9 protein-coding genes, 1 tRNA gene and 4 pseudogenes are annotated in these 24,463 nt (G+C 39.2%); 7 read left to right on the forward strand and 7 right to left on the reverse strand.

The features are described 5' to 3' along the window. Nucleotides 1-166: 166 nt before the first annotated feature. The 6 genes and pseudogenes from JCM17102_RS12425 to JCM17102_RS12450 all read left to right on the forward strand — a co-directional run bounded on the left by JCM17102_RS12425 (nucleotide 167) and on the right by JCM17102_RS12450 (nucleotide 12,898). Nucleotides 167-2,449, forward strand: coding sequence for a GH92 family glycosyl hydrolase (locus tag JCM17102_RS12425; protein WP_025075367.1), 2,283 nt, complete (start codon nucleotides 167-169; stop codon nucleotides 2,447-2,449). A gap of 57 nt (nucleotides 2,450-2,506) precedes the next feature. After that, nucleotides 2,507-3,445: an endonuclease/exonuclease/phosphatase family protein gene (locus JCM17102_RS12430; RefSeq protein ID WP_025075368.1), complete on the forward strand. Its 939-nt coding sequence runs from the start codon at nucleotides 2,507-2,509 to the stop codon at nucleotides 3,443-3,445. 138 nt (nucleotides 3,446-3,583) lie between these two features. Further along, nucleotides 3,584-4,999: a glycoside hydrolase family 125 protein gene (locus tag JCM17102_RS12435; RefSeq protein WP_373278891.1), complete on the forward strand. Its 1,416-nt coding sequence runs from the start codon at nucleotides 3,584-3,586 to the stop codon at nucleotides 4,997-4,999. Nucleotides 5,000-5,845: 846 nt separating this feature from the next. After that, nucleotides 5,846-9,442 (forward strand): annotated as a pseudogene (locus JCM17102_RS27495) (beta-sandwich domain-containing protein). 206 nt (nucleotides 9,443-9,648) lie between these two features. Then, the gene (locus JCM17102_RS12445; RefSeq protein ID WP_159106331.1) at nucleotides 9,649-11,559 is read left to right on the forward strand and encodes a TlpA family protein disulfide reductase; all 1,911 of its coding nucleotides are present in this window, start codon (nucleotides 9,649-9,651) and stop codon (nucleotides 11,557-11,559) included. A gap of 223 nt (nucleotides 11,560-11,782) precedes the next feature. Beyond that, the gene (locus JCM17102_RS12450; protein ID WP_025075371.1) at nucleotides 11,783-12,898 is read left to right on the forward strand and encodes an acyltransferase family protein; all 1,116 of its coding nucleotides are present in this window, start codon (nucleotides 11,783-11,785) and stop codon (nucleotides 12,896-12,898) included. Nucleotides 12,899-13,094: 196 nt separating this feature from the next. Here JCM17102_RS12450 and JCM17102_RS27500 read toward each other — a convergent pair. From JCM17102_RS27500 to JCM17102_RS12475, 5 genes and pseudogenes are all read right to left on the reverse strand, one after another. Further along, a pseudogene (locus JCM17102_RS27500) lies at nucleotides 13,095-15,352 on the reverse strand (GH92 family glycosyl hydrolase). Nucleotides 15,353-15,397: 45 nt separating this feature from the next. Beyond that, the gene (locus JCM17102_RS12460; RefSeq protein WP_025075372.1) at nucleotides 15,398-17,662 is read right to left on the reverse strand and encodes a GH92 family glycosyl hydrolase; all 2,265 of its coding nucleotides are present in this window, start codon (nucleotides 17,660-17,662) and stop codon (nucleotides 15,398-15,400) included. 142 nt (nucleotides 17,663-17,804) lie between these two features. Then, on the reverse strand, nucleotides 17,805-18,476 hold the full coding sequence (locus tag JCM17102_RS12465) for an RluA family pseudouridine synthase (protein ID WP_025075373.1): 672 nt from the start codon (nucleotides 18,474-18,476) through the stop codon (nucleotides 17,805-17,807). Between the two features lie 9 nt (nucleotides 18,477-18,485). Further along, entirely contained in the window at nucleotides 18,486-19,232 is a 747-nt protein-coding gene (fabG, locus tag JCM17102_RS12470; RefSeq protein WP_025075374.1) for a 3-oxoacyl-[acyl-carrier-protein] reductase, read from the reverse strand. 17 nt (nucleotides 19,233-19,249) lie between these two features. Continuing rightward, nucleotides 19,250-19,840 carry a TetR/AcrR family transcriptional regulator gene (locus JCM17102_RS12475; RefSeq protein ID WP_025075375.1) on the reverse strand — a complete coding sequence of 197 codons (591 nt, stop codon included), beginning with the start codon at nucleotides 19,838-19,840 and terminating at the stop codon, nucleotides 19,250-19,252. A gap of 238 nt (nucleotides 19,841-20,078) precedes the next feature. On the opposite strand from JCM17102_RS12475, the gene JCM17102_RS12480 reads away from it, so the two are divergent. Further along, nucleotides 20,079-20,151: transfer RNA gene (locus JCM17102_RS12480), tRNA-Met, on the forward strand. 415 nt (nucleotides 20,152-20,566) lie between these two features. On the opposite strand, the pseudogene JCM17102_RS27505 reads toward JCM17102_RS12480, so the two are convergent. Next, a pseudogene (locus JCM17102_RS27505) lies at nucleotides 20,567-21,465 on the reverse strand (AraC family transcriptional regulator). Nucleotides 21,466-21,650: 185 nt separating this feature from the next. Then, nucleotides 21,651-24,375, reverse strand: a pseudogene (locus JCM17102_RS27510) (family 78 glycoside hydrolase catalytic domain). Between the last annotated feature and the right edge of the window lie 88 nt (nucleotides 24,376-24,463).

Genomic DNA, 24,463 nt, shown 5'->3' on the forward strand with positions numbered 1-24,463 from the left:
AAATCTTTCAAATCACTATTATTGGTAGGATATAAGTAAAAAATAGCGCCATAATAGTTAATAATAGTGCCAAGATGCAATTTGCATTCTCTATTCTTAATGCCAGCTTCTGTATTCTCCCTATTTTCGTCTTAGAAACTATTTAAATATATAATTTTATTGATTCATGATGACACATTTATCATTTAAGCACCTGTTAATTTTGGGAAGTGCTGTATTCTGTAGTTTGCAAGCTTCTGCCATCAAAAATCCGGTAGACTATGCAAGTACTTTGGTAGGTACGCAGTCGAAATTCGAACTTTCTACGGGAAATACATATCCCGCCACGGCGCTACCATGGGGAATGAATTTCTGGACACCGCAAACCGGTAAGATGGGAGACGGTTGGGCATACACTTACAATGCCGACAAAATCCGAGGATTCAAACAGACTCATCAACCAAGCCCATGGATGAATGACTACGGTCAGTTTTCCATTATGCCGATTGTAGGAGAGGCAGTATTTGACCAAGACAAACGTGCCAGCTGGTTTTCTCACAAAGCGGAAATAGCTAAACCTTATTATTATAAGGTATATCTTGCCGATCATGACATTACTACAGAATTAGTGCCAACTGAACGTGCCGCTATGTTCCGTTTCACATTTCCGGAAACAAATAACTCATACGTTGTTATCGATGCTTTCGATAAAGGTTCCTATGTAAAGGTTATGCCCGAAAAGAACCAGATTATTGGCTATACAACCAGAAACAGTGGGGGTGTGCCCGAAAACTTCAAGAATTACTTCGTAATTAAATTCGACAAACCGTTCACATTCACTTCTGCCGTTAAAGATAACGAGATTCTTACCAACGAAAAAGAAGTACAGTGTAATCACGCCGGAGCTATTATTGGATTCGCAACTAAAAAGGGAGAAATAGTTCATGCACGCGTTGCTTCCTCTTTCATCAGCCCCGAACAGGCAGAATTAAATCTCAAAGAATTGGGTAATAACAGTTTTGACCAATTGGTTGCCGAAGGAAGAAACATCTGGAACCGCGAAATGAGCAAATTAGAAGTAGAAGATGACAACATCGACAATCTACGTACTTTTTATTCTTGCTTGTATCGTTCAATGCTTTTCCCACGTAGTTTCTATGAAATAGATGCTAAAGGACAAGTAGTACATTACAGTCCTTACAATGGTAAGGTATTGCCGGGATATATGTTTACAGACACAGGATTTTGGGATACTTTCCGTTGTTTATTCCCATTCCTAAACCTGATGTATCCGTCTATGAATCAGAAGATGCAAGAAGGATTGGTAAATGCTTATAAAGAAAGCGGATTCCTGCCGGAATGGGCAAGTCCGGGGCATAGAGACTGTATGGTTGGAAACAACTCAGCTTCTGTAGTAGCCGATGCTTATATCAAAGGTTTGCGTGGATATGATATTGAGACTCTTTGGGAAGCCTTGAAACATGACGCCAATGCACATCTTCCGAAAACAGCTTCCGGACGCGTAGCTTATGAGGCTTACAATAAATATGGATATGTACCCACCAATATCGGAGTAGGTCAGAACGTTGCCCGTACATTGGAGTATGCTTATAATGACTGGACTATCTATACATTAGGTAAAAAGCTAGGTAAACCGGCAAGTGAAATTGACATTTACAAGCAACGTGCTTTGAACTACCAGAATGTATACAATCCGGAACGCAAACTCATGGTAGGTAAGGATGACAAAGGCGTATTCAATCCTAAATTCAATGCTGTGGACTGGAGCGGCGAGTTCTGCGAAGGCAACAGTTGGCATTGGAGTTTCTGTGTTTTCCATGATCCACAAGGATTAATCAATTTGATGGGAGGCAAGAAAGAGTTCAATATTATGATGGATTCTGTATTCGTAATCCCAAGTAATTTAGGAATGAAGAGTCGTGGTGTAATTCACGAAATGCGTGAGATGCAGGTTATGAATATGGGACAATATGCTCATGGTAACCAGCCTATCCAGCACATGGTTTATCTTTATAATTATTCCGGTGAACCTTGGAAAGCTCAACAAAGAACTCGTGAAATCATGAACAAGCTTTATACAGCTGCTCCTGACGGCTATTGTGGTGACGAAGATAACGGACAGACTTCTGCCTGGTATGTATTCTCTGCACTCGGTTTCTACCCCGTTTGTCCGGGAACAGACCAATATGTGTTGGGAACTCCACTTTTCAAGTCAGTAAAACTACATCTGGAAAATGGAAAGACTGTTACAATCAATGCCAACAACAATAGTATGGATAACTTCTATGTCAAGGATATGAAAGTAAACGGAAAGATGTATAGCCACAACTATCTGACACACGATCAGCTGATGAAAGGTGCAAATATACAATATCAAATGAGTCCTGTTCCTAACAAACAACGTGGAACAAATGAAAAAGATGCTCCTTATTCTCTCTCATTTGAATAAAAAATTGTAATTTTGACACCCGACAATTGATCTATCTACTTTGATAAACTAAAAAACATGAAATTAAAAAACCTTTTACTTATCGCCTTAGTCGCTATAGTCTTTTGTAATTGCCAAAGCTATCAGCCTACCCGTTTCACTGTTGCTTCTTATAATCTGAGAAATGCCAACAAGTCTGATTCTGCTAAAGGAAATGGTTGGGGACAACGTTATCCTGTAGTCGCTAAAATGGTACAATACCACGATTTCGATATCTTCGGCACGCAGGAATGTTTTCTTCATCAATTACAAGACTTGAAAGCAGCTCTTCCCGGCTATGATTATATTGGAGTAGGACGTGACGATGGAAAGGAAAAAGGCGAACACTCCGCTATTTTCTACCGCACCGACAAATTTGATGTGATAGAAAAAGGAGACTTCTGGTTGTCGGAGACACCGGATGTGCCTAGTAAAGGTTGGGATGCTGTATTACCCCGCGTTTGCAGCTGGGGACATTTTAAGTGCAAAGATACCGGATTCGAGTTCCTGTTCTTCAATCTGCATATGGACCATATCGGCAAGAAAGCGCGGGTTGAAAGTGCTTTCCTTGTCCAGAAGAAGATGCAGGAACTGGGAGCCAATCTTCCGGCAATCCTTACAGGTGATTTCAATGTGGATCAGACTCACCAATCCTATAATGCATTTGTTGAAAAGGGCGTACTTTGCGATTCCTATGAGAAATGCGATTTCCGTTATGCAACGAATGGAACATTCAACAGTTTCAACCCGAACAATTTTACTGAAAGTCGTATCGATCATGTGTTCGTTTCACCTGTTTTCCATGTCAAGAGATATGGTGTACTGACTGATACTTACCGTAGTAAAGGCAATGGAAATAAAGCAGATGCAAAAGACTGTCCGGAAGAGATTACAATCAAGTCGTACCAAGCACGTACTCCTTCTGATCACTTCCCGGTAAAAGTAGAATTAGAGTTTGACAAACGTCATCAAAAGTAAATGGGTTAATTTACCCCTAATCGTCTGACACAAAGATATGCGAATAAAATGTAACCTCTCCCCCATTATGGGAGAATCAGATTACTAATTATTTAAAGAAAAAATAGAATGAACATAACTAAAACACTTTGCCTCTGCATGGCACTTTCCGGAGCTGCCAACGTACAGGCCATAAACACCTATGAATTTGTCACCAAGCAAGACAACACCCGAGTGACTGATTATCAGACCAAACGCCCGGAAGCTTCCAAACGTTTATTTGTATCACAAGCAGTAGAAGAGCAGATTGCTCATATCAAAAAGTTGCTAACTAACGCCAAGCTAGCTTGGATGTTTGAAAACTGTTTTCCAAATACGTTGGATACTACCGTACATTATGACGGAGCAGACGATACTTTCGTTTATACCGGTGATATCCATGCCATGTGGTTACGTGATTCAGGTGCACAAGTTTGGCCCTACGTACAGCTCGCCAACAAAGACCCGAAGCTAAAGAAAATGCTGGCAGGAGTAATCAACCGCCAATTTAAATGTATCAATATCGATCCGTATGCCAATGCTTTCAACATGGGAGCCGAAGGAGGTGATTGGATGAGTGACCTGACGGATATGAAACCGGAACTTCACGAGCGTAAATGGGAGATTGACTCACTTTGTTATCCAATCCGTTTGGCTTATCATTACTGGAAGACTACCGGTGATACGAGTATCTTCACAAATGAATGGCTGCAGGCTATCGCAAACGTTCTGAAAACATTCAAAGCCCAACAACGCAAAGAAGATCCGAAAGGTCCGTATAAATTCCAACGTAAAACAGAACGTGCACTTGATACTATGACTAACGACGGTTGGGGAAATCCGGTGAAACCGGTCGGACTGATAGCTTCAGCTTTCCGTCCTTCTGATGACGCCACTACTTTCCAATTCCTCGTTCCTTCCAACTTCTTCGCTGTAACTTCTTTACGTAAAGCAGCCGAGATTCTGGAGACAGTCAATCATCAACCTGCTTTAGCCAAAGAATGCACTACATTGGCGGATGAAGTAGAAAAAGCTTTGATGAAGTACGCAATATACAAGCATCCGAAATATGGCAAAATCTATGCTTTTGAAGTTGATGGATTCGGCAATCAGTTATTGATGGATGACGCTAATGTACCCAGCCTTATCGCTCTGCCTTATTTGGGAGATGTGAAAGTGAACGATAAGATTTATCAGAATACCCGCAAGTTTGTCTGGAGTGAGGACAATCCTTACTTCTTCAAAGGAACTGCTGGCGAAGGTATCGGAGGTCCCCACATTGGGTATGACATGATTTGGCCGATGAGTATTATGATGAAGGCATTCACCAGCCAAAACGATGCAGAGATCAAAACTTGCATCAAAATGTTGATGGATACAGACGCTGATACCGGCTTCATGCACGAATCTTTCCACAAGAATGATCCGAAGAAGTTTACACGTAAGTGGTTTGCCTGGCAAAATACGCTGTTCGGAGAATTGATACTGAAACTTGTTAATGAAGGGAAAGTGGATTTACTAAACAGTATCCAATAATAATCAATTATAAAGCCCTTGCATCCCGTTATCTCAATGAACGAAATGCAAGGGCTTATTTTTATATCTTACTATTCAAACTTAGGTCTTCCTAACAAAAAACATCATTTTCTCTATCAACCTATCACCAAGCTTCTGTATCCGCTTATTCATAGTAGTTTCAGAAGGTGATAGGTTAGTTTATAACCTATCACCCCATCTATCACCTATCACCCTAAAAACGACAAAAGAGACAATAAAAAGAATCACCTGATAAGCTAGTTGTAACAACGTATAAAATAAAAGGTTCATCCTATGCAAACAAAGTGCTCCAAGCCCTGAAACAAAGTGTTCCCCTATTTGAAACAAGGTGTTCTAAGGCTTGAAACAAGATGTTTTGTATATTGAAACAAAGTGTTTTATATGCTTGAAACACTTTGTTCAAGCAGTTGGAACAGCATTTATATCTAGTTCTTGATTTGAAACAAAGTGTTCATAAAATAAACTAATGTGTGCAAGATGTTTTATCTTGCACACATCTGCAACACATATCTTACACATCACTTTCTTTCTGTTAATCAACCAATTGGAGGCCTTGGAGTGTAAGGTGTAAGATAATTGCCATTAATAAACTCTATTGTAGAGTATAGCCATAGATAACACACGATATTTCCTTAACTTCTGATCTCCTTACCTTCTTATCGAAAGCCCTTTAATAGAGACTAAAGTAGTATTCTTTTCTGCCAGAAAAGTAACTTTTCATGCCACTTTTGTAAAAAACTACGATTCAGACTATTATACCAATTAATTCTGTTACCTTTGTTGCTATTATTAACAATCAAACATAATAATACCACTAAAAACATGATGAATAAAAAAGTAGCTTTTCTGGCTCTTGCTATGGCTATTAGCGGAGGCAGTTTTGCGCAAAACAGTGCAAAGAGCGAAAAAGCAAAAGCTTACCTTGTTGCTGACGCTCATCTGGATACTCAATGGAACTGGGATATCCAGACTACAATCAACGAGTATGTATGGAACACTATCAGCCGGAACCTATTTCTGCTGAAAAAGTATCCGGATTACATATTCAATTTTGAAGGAGGCGTGAAATACGCCTGGATGAAAGAATATTATCCAGAGCAATATGAAGAGATGAAGAAATTCATCAATGAAGGACGCTGGCATATTGCCGGTAGTAGCTGGGAAGCCAGTGACGCACTAGTCCCTTCCGTCGAATCGGCTATCCGTAACATTATGCTAGGACAAACTTACTACCGTCAAGAATTCGGTAAAGAAGGAACAGACATTTTCCTACCGGACTGCTTCGGATTCGGATGGACACTTCCTACCATTGCTTCGCATTGCGGATTGATCGGATTCTCTACACAAAAACTTGATTGGCGTAATCATCCTTTCTATGGAAAAAGCAAACACCCTTTCACCATTGGACTTTGGAAAGGAATAGATGGAAATCAAGTGATGTTGGCACATGGTTACGATTACAATCACCGTTGGAAAGACGAAGATCTCTCAGAAAGTAAAGAGTTGAAAAATCTGGTAAAACGCACACCACTCAACACCGTATACCGTTATTATGGTGCGGGAGACACAGGAGGTTCACCTACGCTGGAAAGTGTACGTGCTTTGGAAAAAGGTATTCATGGAAACGGACCGATAGAGATTATCAGTGCTACCAGCGACCAACTCTACAAAGACTACCTGCCTTATGACAAACATTCTGAACTTCCGGTATTTGACGGAGAACTGTTGATGGACGTTCATGGTACAGGCTGTTACACTTCACAAGCTGCCATGAAACTGTACAATCGCCAAAACGAACAGTTGGGTGATGCAGCCGAAAGAGCTGCTGTTGCCGCTGAATGGTTGGGTGCAGCAGACTATCCCGGACAGGCATTATCAGAATCATGGAAACGATTCATCTTCCACCAATTCCACGATGACTTGACAGGAACCAGTATTCCCCGTGCATACGAATTCTCATGGAACGATGAGTTGATCTCATTAAAAGAGTTTGCTGGAGCACTTACTTCTTCAGTAAATGCCATTGCCAAACAAATGGACACACGTGCAAAGTACAGCCGTTATTCTTTATAATGCAAATGCTTTCCCCGTATCCGACCTGGCAGAAATCATCCTTGAAATGCCGAAAGCTCCGAAAGGTTTTACCGTCTATAATGCACAAGGCAAAAAAGTTTCTTCTCAACTGATTGGTTACCAAAACGGAAAAGCTCATCTGTTGGTAGCAGCCAATATTCCCGCCAACGGATATTCCGTATATGATGTACGTACAGGAGGAGCCGATAAAACAATCACGCCATCTGCATCCAATGCATTGGAGAATTCAGTCTATAAACTTACGTTAGACAAAAACGGAGACATTACTTCTCTGATTGATAAGCGTGCTAACAAAGAAATGGTTAAAGATGGAAAAGTAATCCGTCTGGCACTCTTCACAGAAAACAAGTCATACTCATGGCCTGCATGGGAAGTATTGAAAGAGACTACAGATCGTGACCCGATTTCTATCACAGATGACGTAAAAGTGACATTGGTAGAGAATGGCGCGCTCCGTAAAGCTCTTTGCATAGAGAAAAAACACGGTAAATCACTTTTCAAGCAATACATCCGCCTCTATGAAGGTGACCGCGCCGACCAAATCGACTTCTATAATGAGATCAACTGGAACTCACCAAACGCATTGCTCAAAGCTGAATTTCCTTTAAACATCGAGAATGAAAAAGCAACCTACGATTTAGGAATTGGTAGCATTGAACGCGGAAATAACACTGAAATCGCTTACGAAGTATACGCTCAACAATGGGCTGACCTGACTGACAAGGACAACAGCTATGGTGTATCTGTAATGAACGACAGTAAATACGGCTGGGATAAACCGAACAATCACACCATCCGTTTGACTCTTCTTCATACTCCCGAAACAAAAGGAAATTATGCTTATCAAGACAACAGGATTTTGGATTCCATACATTTACTTACAGCATTGTAGGTCACAACGGAGCTCTTAACAAACCGGCAACTGCTATCAAAGCTGAAATCTTGAACCAGCCGATCAAAGCATTCAACAGTCCGAAACATGCCGGAAAATTGGGCAAAGAATTTGCTTTTGTACGTTCAGACAATGACCAGGTAGTAATCAAGGCATTGAAAAAGGCAGAAGTTTCTGATGAATATGTAGTACGCGTATACGAAACAGGTGGTAAAGAAGCTCAAAAGGCTGCTATTACCTTTGCCGGTGAAATAGAAAATGCCGTATTAGCAGACGGAACAGAGAAAACAATTGGAACTGCCGACTTCAACAAGAATCAATTGAACGTATCTATCAAACCATACAACATTCAAACCTTCAAAGTGAAACTGAAGAAGAAAGACATTGTTGTTCCGGCTATGAAATATGAATATTTACCACTAACCTATGATCGTAAATGTTTCAGTTGGAATGAATTCCGTCATGAAGGTAACTTCGAATCAGGTTACAGCTATGCAGCGGAACTCCTTCCCGACTCTATCTTGACTGCTAATGGTATTTCTTTCCGTTTAGGAGAAAAAGAAGTTGCTAACGGTGTAACTTGTAAAGGTAACGTAATCCAACTGCCCGCAGGAAATACTTATAATCGTATTTATTTCTTAGCTGCTTCTACAAGTACTGACGCTACCGCAACTTTCAACATAGGTAATGCGGCACAAGAAATAACCGTACCTTCTTATACCGGTTTCATCGGTCAATGGGGACACCTGGGACATACAGAAGGCTTCTTAAAAGATGCAGAAATCGCTTATGTCGGCACACACCGTCATTCATCACAGAAAGACGAAGCATATGAATTCACTTATATGTTTAAATTCGGCATGGATATTCCTAAAGGTGCTACTACAATCACTTTGCCTGACAATCCTAATATTGTAGTATTTGCAATGACTTTGGTCAATGAAGAATATCCTTCTGTAACTCCTGCTTCCGAATTGTTCCGTACAGCCCTGCAAGCAACCGAAACTGCTAATACATCAGCTAAGGTTAATCTGTTGAAAGAGGCTAAACTCATTAAATGCTCAGGTGAAGTTAATAAAGAGGAACAGGCTCAATTCGCTATTGATGGGGATTTGGAAACAAAATGGTGCGACACAAGCAAAGCTCCTAACTTCATCGACTTCGATTTCGGAAAGGAGCAGGAAATTCGTGGTTGGAAACTGGTGAACGCCGGAAGTGAAGGTAGTTCATTCATCACTAGTGATTGCTTCCTACAAGGTAGAAACAACCCGAATGAAGAATGGAAAACAATCGACGCATTAATTGACAATCATAAAAACACAGTGATACGCCAATTCAAGCCGGCTTCATACCGCTATGTCAGATTGTTGGTTACACAATCCACACAAGATAACGGACTGAACGCTGCCAGAATTTATGAATTGGAAGTTTACTAAATCGTAAAAAAATAGCAAATACATTTAGTAACTTTATCTTTGATGCCGGGGAATTAATCCGTATACGAAGGACTTTGTATACAGATTAATTCCCCGATCTATTTCTAAGATCATTGCTTTTCTTTGAGAAAAATTTTAAAAAGTACCTCGACACATTAAAAAAAACATATATTTGTTCCATCTTTAAAACAAATGAAATGAATGCCATGAAGAATGTATATTTTCTCCTTATTCATGCAGCAATACTATTTGGTAATCTATCTGCAAATGCCCAAAATAAAATTATCAATCAGCCATCCAGCAAATTAGCAAAAAGTGACTTGACACTTAAGACAATAATACAAACAGATACAGCTACAATTCTCTGCTTTAGAGTAGAGTGTGTATACCGTCCTTGGTCATTACACTCGACCGTACATCTAAAAGCTAAGAATAAAGATTACGCTTATCGTTACGGAAAATTGGTAACCAAAAAAGATAATCAGTTTATCGATTCTCCTTTTACTCCGGACAGTACAAATACATCATCCCATACACAGATAGGTGACAGGCATTTTTTCGATCTAGACTCCCTGGTACTTTGTTTTGATAGAATACCTTCCGATACCCAAACCTTTGATTTTCTGGAAGGAGATGACCGCAATTCATGGAAAATATTCGGAATTAAGATGGACGGAAAGCCATATCCTTCTTCTTTACCCAAAATAAAAATGAAGGATACAGGTCTTCCTGCATACACCATTAAAACAGGTAAGGCTATATTAAAAGGGAAAATATATGATTATGACCATGCATTTATGAAGAACCAAATCAGCTATTTTGCCAACGAATACAATCTGATAGGAAACGGATTTGACATCAACATGCAATGTGACTCGTTAGGGAATTTTTCTTATGAAACAGATCTGCTTCATCCTATCCCCCTTACCCTTTTATTACCAGGAGGAAATCTCAAAGCTATCTTAGTACCCGGTGAAGAAATAGCATTAGACATTGATGTGGCAACTAGAACAGCAAATGCACCCTATGAATGGTCTGAGAAGAAACCCAAACTAAACAAAGCTATCCAATTCAGAGGCAAGTATGGACCAATGAATGAAGCATTAAATAACATGCCATACAATGGATATACAATTGATTTCCTTAAAGAATTAGTAACTATTTCATTTGATGAGTATGTACAACGTATCTGGAGTGACTATCAAAAGACTATTCAAGAAGTCTCGGAGAATAAAGAGTATAACACACAACAACGTGAATTTCTGAAACTCAAAGCTCAATCTACTTATTTATATAAACGAATCAGCTATGTAGAAAATGTTAAAAACGGATTGTATTATAGTAGTATGAAAAACGATTCCTCAGTATTAAATAAATACAACACACAGTTCACTTTAATAGATCCTCATGCGAAGGAGCTAAATCTATTTGATAATCTGAATGCTTTATATGTTGTCTATGATTACAAACCGATGGAATACTTGAAAGCGAATGGACTGGAACAAAGCGAAATCTATCATTGGATGGCAGACCTGAAAAAAGCAAAAGAAATAGCAGGACAAATAAACATGATGAAAGTAGTGAAAGACTCCACTATATGGGATAGTATAGCCCCACAATATGTATCAACACTTCAACGACATAATGAATTAGTGATTAATAAGATTGCCGAAGCTCAAAGTCACAAACTAAAAGGAACAATAAAAGAAGTGCCTGATGTTTCCGGCAAAGAATTGATTCAAGCCATTGTCAATTCATACAAAGGAAAAGTAGTCATGATAGACTGTTGGGCAACATGGTGCGGTCCATGCAAAACCGGTATTGCTAAAATGGAACCCGTAAAAGAAGAACTTGAAGGAAAAGACGTTGTTTTTGTATATCTGACCAATGAAACCTCGGATGTTGAAACGTGGACAAAAGAAGTAGAAAAGCTGAAAGGAGAACATTATCGTATCTCAGCTTCAAAGTGGAACCAGCTACCGGACATCTCGGCTATCCCTCATTATATCATTTATGACCGGCAAGGTAATAAAGTCATGGAACAAGTTGGCTGGAAGAATTCATTGGTAGACGAATTTAAAGAAACCATATTAAAAGCATTGGATAAGAAAGAATAGCACGATCAAAAAAAAGAAATCATTCGAAATTAAATACGAAACAAAAGCTCACATAAACAAACATTTTGCATTATACACATAGCAAAATCATTCATATTACAAACTTTATATGGAAAAAGTTCATTTTTCATGCGGATAAATATGCACTAAAAGAAATAAATCACTATTTTTATCGTAAATTTTATGCTTAGTTCTAATTTACTTTAAAAACACATATTTAGCCATGGAACAAAAAAAATCGAACAGACTTCATTCGTTAGATGCACTGAGAGGATTTGATATGTTTTTCATTATGGGAGGTGCCGGACTCTTGGGCAGTCTATCGCAGATATGGAGTAATCCTGTGACAGACTGGATCGCCATTCAAATGCAACACGCTGAATGGGATGGATTTCAACATCATGATATCATTTTCCCATTGTTTCTTTTCATTGCCGGAATCTCTTTTCCCTTCTCATTAGCTAATAAACTGGCTAAGAACGAAACTAAATTCCAAATCCAGAAAGATATATTCCGTCGTGGAATTATCCTTTTTCTACTAGGAATACTTTATAATAACGGGCTCAACTTCGATTTCCCTCATATGAGATATATGAGCGTACTTGGACGTATCGGTCTGGCATGGATGTTCGGAGCATTGATCTACACAAACTTTAAGCAACGGGCACGCCTTATTTGGATAGCAACTATATTAGTGGGATATTATCTCTTACTTGCTTTCGTCCCGGCTCCCGATGCTCCCGCCGGAGCCAGCAATTTCAGTCCACAAGGGAACTTTGCAGGATGGATCGACCGTATACTATTGTTCGGAACTTGGGCAGGCAAATATCAGGACCCCGAAGGAATCCTAAGCACTATTCCAGCTATTGCAACCGCTTTATTGGGAATGCAAGCAGGACGATTCATAAAATGGGAAACAGACAAAGTTACTCCTGCAAAGAAAGCTTTGTACTTGCTGTTGATCGGTATTGCATTGGTAATCGTTGGACAGTTGTGGGGCGAGTTAATGCCTATCAACAAGAAACTGTGGTCTAGTTCATTTGTATGTTTTGTAGGAGGTCTTGGGTTTATCCATATAGCCCTATTCTATTATGTGATTGATGTCTTGAACTTCAAGAAATGGTCTTTCTTCTTCACTGTTATCGGAATGAATTCCATCACAATTTATCTGGCACAACGGATCATTGGATTTACAAAAGCTTCTGAATTTTTCAGTAAAGGATTCATTGCAATTGTTCCTGATTATCTGACCGGTTTTGTTAGCAGTATTTTCTATATCGGAGTATGTTGGTATTTTCTCTATTTCCTCTATAAGCACAAGATATTCCTAAAGGTGTAGTCTGTAATTAAAATATTCGTACAACAATAGAATTAATTATAATATTGAGGTGAGAATATTCAGCAACCCCTAAAATAAAAATCGCCGTTACTGCATATTGTAATAACGGCGATTTTATGAACTCAAGTATTTTAGAAATCCTTTGTGATTATCAATCCAACATTTGTTGAATTACCAACTATCTATCGAACTTACATTAGTTCAAAACGATAGGCCGGCTTGCCGGAGCCTTACCAAAGTTCTTATTGGGCTTTTTACCCATCACAAATTTCAGGGTACTTCCATTGATAATGTCATCATATGTGATATAACTCTTATCGTAAGGCCTGCCATTCAAATAAACTTTTTGAATGTAAATATTCTCCTTACTGTTATTCGGAGCTTCTACAGTAAATACTTTTCCACCACGTACTTTCACTTCCATTTTCTTAAAACGAGGACTTCCGAAAGCAAACACACCATCCGACGGATTTACCTGATAGAATCCCATAGCCGAAAGAAGATACCATGCAGACATCTGACCACAATCTTCATTACCGATGATACCGTCCGGTTTATCCGTATAAAAGTCATTCATAATGAAACGAACTTTCTCTGCAGTCTTCCATTGCTCACCGGCATACGTATACAAATAAGCAATATGGTGACTCGGTTCATTGCCATGTGCATACTGTCCGATCAATCCGGTAATATCACTGGAAGCACCTTCACCCATACTATCAGTATTCTTAAAGAAACTATCGAGTTTATCTGTGAACTGTTTGTCACCACCAAACAGAGCAATCAGCCCATACGGATCTTGAGGCACAAAGAAAGTATATTGCCACCCATTACCCTCACAGAAATCACCGACTCCATGAATAGAACGTGCCGGATCATAAGGAGTCCGCCATGAACCGTCTTCCATCTTCGGACGAATATGGTTAATAGAAGGGTCAAAATAGTGCTTATAATAAAGAGCACGTTTCGAGAATGTTTCATAGTCGGCAGTCTTTCCCATCTTTTTAGCCATTGCAGCAATTCCCCAATCATCCACAGCATATTCCATAGCGATGGAAGTAGCTTCATGAACTTTATCAGCAGGGATATATTCACGTGCCACTACAAAAGGAATTCCATTCTGTTTTTCATAAGTAGCCGTCGCTTTCATGGCCCGAAGAGCATCTTCGGCATTGAATCCTGTAAATCCCTTCAAGTAAGCATCGGCAATCACCGGAACAGAACTATAGCCGGGCATCTGATTCGTTTCTCCACTCATCAAAGGCCAGATAGGAAGTTTATCCTGTTGGCGGTAAATAGAAAGCATTGAATTGACCACATCATCTACTCGTTCGGCTTGAGTAATAGTCATCAACGGATTCAGAGCACGATAAGTATCCCACAGAGAAAGAGTTGTATAGTTTGCTTTCTTCGGGTCTGTGTAAATCATATCATTCATTCCTCGATACTCACCATTAACATCGCAAAAAAGTGTAGGAGCGATCATCGTATGATAATGTGCTGTATAGAATACACGTTTGGCAGCTTCATCTTCCGATTCGACAATCATTTTCTGTAATTGCTCGTTCCAACGGTCAGCACTCATTTTCACAATCTTGTCAAAGTCCCAATGAGAAAGTTCCTCTTGCAGGTTCATTGCCGCATTGTCGCAACTTACCGAAGATATGGCAACTTTAATCTTTACTTCCTTTACATTACCAAAGGTCAGTACGCTTTTCACAGACTCCACTTTCAACTGATCCCAAGGCTTCGGAGTATTGTCATCATAAGCAGTAAAGTTCTCTATCTTTTTATTACTCTTCAAGACAAAATAGACCTTCCGACTTGGGCTCCAGCCTCTTACATAACGATAACCTTCTACTGTATAGTCATCCACCTTACGGATATAGCTTTCATATGCATTAGTACCATTACCTTCACGCAGGTCGATCAGAATAGAAGCCGGTTTCCTTCGGGATAAGTGTAACGATGGAAACCTACCCGATCTGTTGCTGTTAATTCCGCTTTAATATTATATCTATCTAAAACAAGTGAATAATACTCAGGGCGTGTCACTTCATTAGCATGAGAATATTTGGAAGCATATCCATCCCGTATATCATCTTGATTCCCTCTGGGTGTACGGATTTCATTCAAAGGCATAATCAAAATATCCCCTAAGTCGGTACATCCTGTACCACTCAAATGAGTATGTGAAAAACCAATGACAATACTATCGGAATGGTGATAAGCAGAACACCAGTCCCAACCTTTATGGATATTGCTCGGACCGAGTTGCACCATTCCGTAAGGTACACTTGTACCAACAAATACGTGTCCATGATAACCGGAGCCAATAGTCGGATCCACATACTGCAACAATCCTTCGCTCTTTGAATAATCTTTTTGGGCAATTCCGTTGGCCGACATTACCAGCAAACAAGAAGTTGCCATTAATAGTTTAAACGTGTTCATTTGTATTTTGTTATAAATTATTCATTATCCATTTGATAGAACGGATTACATTTCAAAAGAAGGTGGCAACGCATCATCTCCGGCAGCCCATGCCTTATTAGGACGTCTACCCATAACAAATTCCAATACCCCGCCCTTCATCAGATCTTCATGGCTAAACCATGATTTATTCCATGTTTTTCCATTTAATTTGGCCGATTGAATATACTTGTTTTCCGGTGCATAGTTTTTGCAAACCACTTTGAATGTTTTCCCATTACTCAATTGAATGGTTTGTTCTTCAAACACCGGACTTCCAATTACATACATAGGTAAACCGGGAGTTACCGGATAGAATCCCATCATTGAGAACACAACGAATGAAGTCAATCCACCCCCATCTTCATCTCCGGGAATACCCATCAGGTCATTACGGAACCACTGTGTCAGCAAGTTACGGATACGTTTCTGCGTACGCCAAGGTTCTCCTGCGTAATTATACAGATAAGGGATATGCATGGAAGGTTCATTTCCCATCGAAAACTGACCTACATTACCCGTATGATCGGGAAATTGAGAATAGAAATCGTAACGTGCTTTTCCTAAGGAAGTGTCATACATCCGTTCCAACTCTTCTACAAAACGAGCTTTGCCCCCCATCAAATTTACCAGATCGTTCACATTATGAGGAACATCCCAACGATATACCCAAGCATTGTTCTCATCATAAGATTCACGTCCGCCCATCCCGCTGGAAAAACGATAATCAAATGGTTGAATGAAATTGCCAAATGAATCTTTCGGATGAAAGAAACCGGTTTCCTTGTTGAATACAGTCTGATAATTCAAACTTCTTTTCAGGAAATGATCTGCATCTTTCTTGTCACCCAGTAGTTTAGCAATATTTCCCAAACACCATTCGTCATAAACGGTTCCCAGAGTAACTGCAATCGGTTGGCGTTTTTCCCAAGAATGAACTTCGGGAACTGTCTCCTTCTCGCCTACTGCAAGCGCAGGAAAATAACCATGATCTTTATAGAACTGATCCAATACTCCGGCCGGCTTGGACGACCAAGGAGAGAGTGTTTTCTCTGTAATAGCAGCCTTACAAACTTTATAAGCCTTCTCCAAATCGAATGAACGCATACCCTTGTTATAAGCATCAAGTACAGTAGCTACACCATGATTACAGTTCATACGACGGCTATCTCCATTAATTTCAGGGAAAGTAGGCATCCAGTTAGGCTGCAACTGATAAGCCATACGGATAAATGAATTGACCATATCACTTTCTTTCTCGGCCTCAATGATCAGACGCAATGGATGAGTTGCACGATAAGTATCCCAAATCCAATCATCCACATAGAAAGGAGTACCCTCGTCATCGTGTATTTTTCCATCATAAGCACTAAAATATTTGCCATCCTCAGAAATACAGATCATACGTTCATAAGTACGATACAATGACGTGTAGAACACAGTTTTCTCATTATCCGTACCTCCGTTCACCTGAATCTTCCCCAAAGTTTCATTCCATATCTTACGTCCGGTATCGGCTACAGATTGTAGATTGTAGTCTTTAATTTCACGATGAAGATTCTTTTCGGCTTGCTCAGCAGAAATAAAAGATACTCCATAACGAAGATTCACAGAAGAGGTTCCTTTCGGATATTCCATTATATAGAAAGCATTATTTCCCTTAGTGGTCTTATCGTTAGTATTGATAGACGCTCCTTGGTGAGTACCTATTTTAAGCGGAATTTTATCTGTTTCAACATATATATAGACTTGTGTCCGGTTACCCAATTTCTGATAACCGCTAATCGACTTGCCATCCGTTTTTAATTCTCCATCGCCTGTATTGAAGATAAGATAGGCAGGCTTATCTGTTTGAGAAAAGCCAATCTGATAAATACCCGATTGATGTGAAGGAGCATACTGAACGTATATCCCGTTATCATCCAGATCTACACTGTAATAATAAGGTTTGATAACTTCATTATCGTATCCGTAACGTATGGTACTTTTAGCTTCAGACAATTCTCCCTGATAAGGACTCAGATTAAATGCGGAACTTCCTCGGTGACTAGTTACAATAAGTGGTAAACCATTAATTGTATTTCCTGTGAAGTTCTCACGTTCAGGATATACCCGCAACGTACTGTTAGGTAAATGAACAGTAGGATAAGTCGGCACGAGCAAGTGACTGATATTTCCGATATACGGATTAACATAATCTACCGGAGCTTTTTCCGGTGAACGATAAACTTTAGCTGTTAGAAATTGAAAAGGGATCAGACATCCCAACAATAAGTACAAAATTTGCTTCATGGTATGATCTACTTGATTAATTAAAGTTTTCATGATGCAAATATAATCGCTATTCCCGAATAAATAGGCTGTCGCTAGAATTTACTAAAGATATGGCAAAGAATTTAACTCTTTTGGCAAAAGAAAAAAGGATTTGTACTGATTAAAGCAGTTCAAATCCTTTCCATAAATTTCCTTCGGGAAGAGGAGCTTCGAGTTCTATCTGTTCCTTGGAAACAGGATGTATAAACTTCACTCTTCGAGCATGTAAACAAATACTTCCATCCGGGTTAGATCGTGGAGATCCATATTTCAAATCTCCCTTGATAGGACATCCCATTTTTGCCAACTGGCAACGAATCTGATGATGCCGTCCCGTCTTCAAATCAACTTCCAGCAAATAATAGTTTTCCGAATGTCCGATCAACCGGTAATGTAGAATCGCTTTTTTACTATTCGGCACCTCTTTATCATAAGCATAACTCTTATTTTGCTTTTCGTTACGCACCAGAAAATGAATCAACTCACCTTCCGGTTCTCTCGGAGGATTCTTTACTACTGCCCAATAAGTCTTTTTCACTTCACTTGTCCGGAACATTTCATTCAACCGGGTAAGCGCCTTACCAGTCTTTGCAAAAATAATAAGACCGCTTACGGGGCGGTCCAGTCGGTGCGTTACACCGAGAAAGACATTTCCGGGTTTCTGATACTTCTCTTTCAAGTACTGCTTTACAGTTTCCGAAAGAGGGGTATCTCCCGTTTTATCTCCCTGGACAATCTCGGAAGCGGTCTTATTGACTACAATGATATGGTTGTCTTCGTATACAACAGTCATTCTGCCTGATTACATATTCATACCACCATCTACCTGAATCACCTGACCCGATACGTAAGAAGACATATCTGATGCCAAGAAGGTAGCGATGTTTGCCACATCTTCAGGAGTACCACCACGACGCAAAGGAATTTTCTTTGCCCATTCTGCTCTTACTTCTTCAGAAAGAGAAGCAGTCATATCTGTCAGGATGAATCCCGGTGCAATAGCGTTAGCACGAATACCACGAGAGCCCAATTCCTGAGCAATAGACTTAGCCAATGCAATCATACCAGCCTTAGAAGCAGCATAGTTAGCTTGACCTGCATTACCGTGAACACCTACAACAGATGCCATGTTAATAACACTACCCGCTTTTTGACGCATCATGATTGGTGTACAAGCATGGATAAAGTTGAATGCTGACTTCAAGTTTACATTGATCACCATATCCCACTGTTGTTCACTCATACGCATCATCAAACCGTCACGAGTAATACCTGCATTATTTACCAAAATATCGATACGACCGAAATCTTTATGAATTTCTTCCACAACCTTTGCAGTATCTTCGAAGTTGGCAGCATTAGAAGCATAACCTTTGGCTTTTACACCAAATGCTTCAAGTTCCTTAACTGTTTTATCTGCATTTTCATCAATTACCAGGTCAGTAAATGCAATGTTTGCTCCTTCAGCAGCAAACTTCAAAGCAATTGCTTTACCAATACCGCGAGCAGCACCGGTCACAATGGCTGTTTTTCCGTCTAATAATCCCATACTAAAAAGTTATTTAATTAATTTTTTGTTCTATGCAGTGCGCCAAACACTATGTTAGACACATATCTATTTCTAGTTTCGTCATCCAAATGAGCACCTATTTGCCCACGGATATAAGGTACTTCAATTCCCTTTACACAATAATGTACCAATTCGGCCGTCATCTCAACATCATCAATCTGAAATACTCCTTTCGATTGTCCTTCCAACAGTACAGCTTTGAATAGTTGTATTTCTTTTGCATCGAATCTTTTCCGGACTTTCTCTACCCGCCATATATCACGAAAGAAGTTTGCACGTAATGTACCGTTTCGATAAACGACTTCTTTCACTGCATCCAACCGGGTATAGATCATTTCCAACATCTTCTCATCCGGAGAAATATCTTTCTCAGCCACCCGCTTCATCATATCCGACAATATATCTAATTCTGATTCCACAACAGCCAAATAGATTTCATCTTTACTTTTAAAATAGATATAGAGTGTTCGTCTACCTTTTTTAGAAGCAATAGCGATATCATTCATTGTAGTATTCTCAACACCCATTTTTGCAAAAAGCTGACGGGCTACATCTACTAACTTGGCTTTTGTTTTGGATACGGTCATAGGTTACAAATTGCACATTGCTGAATATTTTGAGCAAAAGTAACTCTTTTCTTTAGACCATACAAGAAAACGGACAAAATATTAACATTTGTATATTAATAGGTAGTTTAAAAAAAGTCCAGATGTTACTTCACTCATTATCAACCATATATAAATTCAAGCACTACTTTATTGAAAAATATTCTGCAAATAATTTGTTTATTCCAAAGAAAGCCGTACCTTTGCACCCGTTAAACATCGCGGAGTGGAGCAGTTGGTAGCTCGTTGGGCTCATAACCCAAAGGTCATTCGTTCGAGTCGGATCTCCGCAACTTTTAAAAGAATCGCTTTTCAAGCGGTTCTTTTTTATGCTGTTCCTTTCTTTTTGCTTATAATTATCAAGCATTTCATTCCTATATTTAGAGATTTTATTCACAAGCCTTTTCTTAGTTATCAACCAAAACATGTGTAAGTTATTAACAGGTTAATTATCTTATTACCAACAAAATATCACTATTTTCTCCTAGTTTTAAACATATGAATCGTTTTTGTGAAACAGACTTTTATCAGAACCTAACAAAAGTTCCCAATGAACTTGTTAAGAACTGATACACAATTTAGATTCAATAGATAGATTATCAGTATTCATGCAAAACGAACTTCCAGTTATCTAAAATCAACCTCCGCAAGTGTCCTTTCGATGTGCCAAAAGAAAACTCTTGATTTGTTTGACAGGTAATAATACTTTTACTCCTCCCGACCAAAAGAACGATATTCTAATGGGGTCAATCCTGTACGCTTTTTGAAAAAAGAAAAGAAATATTCAGTAGACTGAAAACCTAAAAAAAAGAAATCTCTTTTACCGACTGGGAGGTTCCTACCAACAGTTGCTTAGCCTTACGTAGCTTCAACTCCTGAAAATATTTAGCAGGTGCATAACCTGTATATTCTTTAAACACTCGCCGGAACCATGAATAACTAATATTCAGCCTCATCGCCAACTCTTCAGGATCCACATTTCCTGAAACATTCTCATTCATTATTATCTTAGCTTGTTCTATTTTCTGATCGACATCACCCATTTCATAGACTTTGTTTTTAGAAACAGAAAGAACTAATCCCATCATATGAAGCACAATACCGGAAAGATACTGTTGTGCTGAGATTTTATCCGCCTCAGCTACTTCGAGAGCACGAACGAACAAAGACACCAATTCTTCATTAATTCCTATTTCCAATATCTGTTGTTCTTGTGATAAGAAAGCATCATTGACAATTGTATCTATGACAGGTCCTTCAAAGCCGACATAATACTCTGTCCACCCTGTCTGCCGAAGCGGACGGTACGTATGCCATTGTCCCGGAAATAAAACAATCAGCCTGCCTTTACAAACTTGCTTTTCGGAAGTAGAATCGGATGAAAACAAACCACGCCCTTTAGTTATATAGACCAGTTGATATTCTCGCAATACCCGTCCTTTTTCTGTATTAAAAAAATAACCGGAAGGATGATCTTTTAGAGGATAAGGAGAGCCAGGAGGAATCGACTGATAGCCAACAGTATTTACCCACAAACCGAATTTGCGATCCATATCATTCACTATCAAATATTTGAGTTCTAATCCTAAACCATTATCTTCATTCATACAAGCGTGTTTTCATGTAATTGAATAGACACAAAAGTAGAAATTATTTTTAGAAAAAACACACCAAACAATAAAAAACATTCGGAAAGTCTGCTTCGACATATCCGAATGTTAAAAAAACGAACCCAAAAGATTATTCACATTCAATATTCCTTCCGATAATTACATCTGAAAGAACATCTTATTTATTCAGAGGCAAATGTATATTTTCCAGAGCCCAACTCAACAACCAGTTTACCGTCACGTTCTTTAACGGAATGAATACCTGCCGGATCGTGAGGCACTTTCACATTAAACTTCAAAGGCAATTTAATTGTAGCGGTCGTATTGACCGGAATCGTAATATTCCATTCTAGTTTATCACCATTACGTTTCCAGAAGCTTTCTATTTTACCATAAGGTGAAACATGAGAAGCAGTTACATACGTTAATTTCTCAGGGAATACAGGTTCCATCAAAATCTTTTTAAATCCAACTGAAGACGGATCATTCTTAATACCCGCCAAATCCTCATAGAACCATATCAACAGATCCCCTAAAAGCATTACATGGTTTCTTGAGTTCATAGCCGGATTAGCAGTATCACCATTCCACAATTCCCAGATTGTAGTAGCACCATTCTTAATCATATATCCCCAAGAAGGATAAGTATCATTAGTCACAATCTTATATGCAAGTTCCAACCCACCATATTCGGTAAGTCCACGCATCAGATGTTGGATTCCTAATACTCCGACGCTTACATGTCCTTTGCAATCATTCTCCGTCTTTTCAACAACATTAGAGAACACCTTTTCTTCATAGCCCTCAGGAACCAAGCCAAGTCTGAGAGACAACAAGTTGGCTGTCACCGTATTATTATCATACTGCGCAGTTTCCTGGTTAAAGAATTTATTGTTATATGCCTCTTTTATTTTCAGAGCTAGATCTGCATACTCTTTGGCATCTTCCGGCACACCATTCATCTGTGCAAACTTCTCCATCAACTGCAAGATACTATAGAAAACAGTTGTACTCAACACCTCTCCATTTGTCTTCCGTGCAGGATCTTCCGAGTGAATCAAATCCGGTGATTCGGGAGGCATACACCAGTCACCATAAGTGTCTTTCACCAAAATATAATCTTTCATGTGATTATCAACCATATATTGAACCCATCGTTTCATAGACGGATAACGATGTTTGATCGAATAATCATCCCCATACTGTTGATAAAGCATATCAGCTACATAGAAATATGCAGCAGGCCAAGTCACATCATCATTGTAGATAGTCCAATAACGGGGAGATACGTCAGAGATACTTCCATTTTCATTCATGGACTCTTCAATATCAATCAGCCATTTCTTATACATCAAAGCATTACCCAAAACAAAACTTTCCCCATAGCTCCGGTAGTACGATCGCCCAACCATCCAAGACGTTCGTCACGTTGTGGACAATCAGTCGGCATCCCCCGATAGTTTCCGCGGATTCCCCAATAAGCATTCTTATGAAGTTTATTAATCAATTCCTCAGAAGTCTCAAAAGTACCAGTCGTCGCCATTTCATCATAAACAACCTTACCCACAAAATCGGAAACCGAAGGCTCGTAATCCAAACCGGATATTTCTATAAACTGGAAACCATGATAAACAAACGTGGGTTCCCAAACAAACTCACCATCCTTGCCGGAGTATAGACATCCGTCACAAGTGCGCTACGCAGATTATCCAGATACAATTCTGTTCCATTATCTTTCAGTACCTCAGCAAAACGCATAGTAATCGGCTTATCTTTTTTACCGGTTAATTTTACTTGCTGCAATCCGACCATATTTTGTCCCATATCGACAATGTATCTTCCCTCTCCTACTGATTTGATTGATACCGGTTTTATTTCCTCCATTACTTTCAAACTCGGAGAAATCTGAGCAACTAACTTACCTTTTGGTGACTCCATCAAATCGACTTTCGTCCATGCGGAATCATCATATCCATTTTCCGTCCACTTACCCAATTCGAGACGAGCATCATATTTCTCACCATCAAATTCATTATTTTCGGTGATAGGACCTTTACTAGTCGCTTTCCAAGATTCATCACTGATAATAGATACTGTTTCACCATTATCATATTCCACATTCAATTGTGCGATGAGACGAGGTAAACCAAAACCATGCATTGAATGTGCACGCATAGAAAGATAACGACCATTGCCCAAAGCTACTCCTACCGTATTAGTTCCATTCTTGATCATAGAAGTAACATCATAAGTCAGATAAGGAACAGAAACATCATACCATGTAGGAAGCGGACCGAATACATCGTTTCCAATCCTTTCACCATTCATATAACATACAGAAGAGCCTATCCCCGAAATATAAAGCACTGCACGTTTCGGCTTAGATTGCAAATCGAATTCTTTTCGCAAATAGCGAGCCGGCAAAATCGACCTGTCACCATCCAGTTTCAGATTTACACTATCATTCAATCCGATCCATTGAGCCTTCCAGTCCGAATCGTTCAACAAAGCCATCGACCAACTCTGAATGCAACTTTCAGCCTTGTTACCAGTATTTGACCACACTGTGACACGCCAATAATATTTCTTATTGGACTCAAGAGGTGCTCCTGCATATTCCACCATTGACGATTGATCAGAAACTACATGTCCGGTATTCCAAACTAAATTAGTACTATCTTTCAAATCTTTCTCCGAAGTTGCAACTTCAATCTGATACGCTGTCTGCATCACATCTTGTTTATCACTTGCCAACAGCCACGAAAAACGGGGATGAAGCGTAGAAACTCCCTCCGGATTTTTCTGCATTTCAACAGTAAGCCCAGAAATGTCTAAAAGGCCACCATTTTGCATTTTACAACCTACAAATAACAGAACCAACAGAAAAGTTAGAATTGTGTTCTTCATCATTATTCTTTATATCCTCCGACAAAACCAAACCAGCGTATATTTAGCTCTACCGAAAGTATAATTATTAAATATAATAATATAAAAA

This window comes from Bacteroides faecichinchillae JCM 17102 (genome assembly GCF_000614145.1).
Lineage (GTDB): Bacteria > Bacteroidota > Bacteroidia > Bacteroidales > Bacteroidaceae > Bacteroides > Bacteroides faecichinchillae.

Bases quoted from the DNA above. Each gene is read 5' to 3' on its own strand.
- JCM17102_RS12460 (WP_025075372.1), bottom strand. From the start codon at position 17,662: ATGAAGCAAATTTTGTACTTATTGTTGGGATGTCTGATCCCTTTTCAA.
- JCM17102_RS12450 (WP_025075371.1), top strand. From the start codon at position 11,783: ATGGAACAAAAAAAATCGAACAGACTTCATTCGTTAGATGCACTGAGA.
- JCM17102_RS12425 (WP_025075367.1), top strand. From the start codon at position 167: ATGATGACACATTTATCATTTAAGCACCTGTTAATTTTGGGAAGTGCT.
- JCM17102_RS12475 (WP_025075375.1), bottom strand. From the start codon at position 19,840: ATGACCGTATCCAAAACAAAAGCCAAGTTAGTAGATGTAGCCCGTCAG.
- JCM17102_RS12445 (WP_159106331.1), top strand. From the start codon at position 9,649: ATGAAGAATGTATATTTTCTCCTTATTCATGCAGCAATACTATTTGGT.
- JCM17102_RS12435 (WP_373278891.1), top strand. From the start codon at position 3,584: ATGGCACTTTCCGGAGCTGCCAACGTACAGGCCATAAACACCTATGAA.
- fabG (WP_025075374.1), bottom strand. From the start codon at position 19,232: ATGGGATTATTAGACGGAAAAACAGCCATTGTGACCGGTGCTGCTCGC.
- JCM17102_RS12430 (WP_025075368.1), top strand. From the start codon at position 2,507: ATGAAATTAAAAAACCTTTTACTTATCGCCTTAGTCGCTATAGTCTTT.
- JCM17102_RS12465 (WP_025075373.1), bottom strand. From the start codon at position 18,476: ATGACTGTTGTATACGAAGACAACCATATCATTGTAGTCAATAAGACC.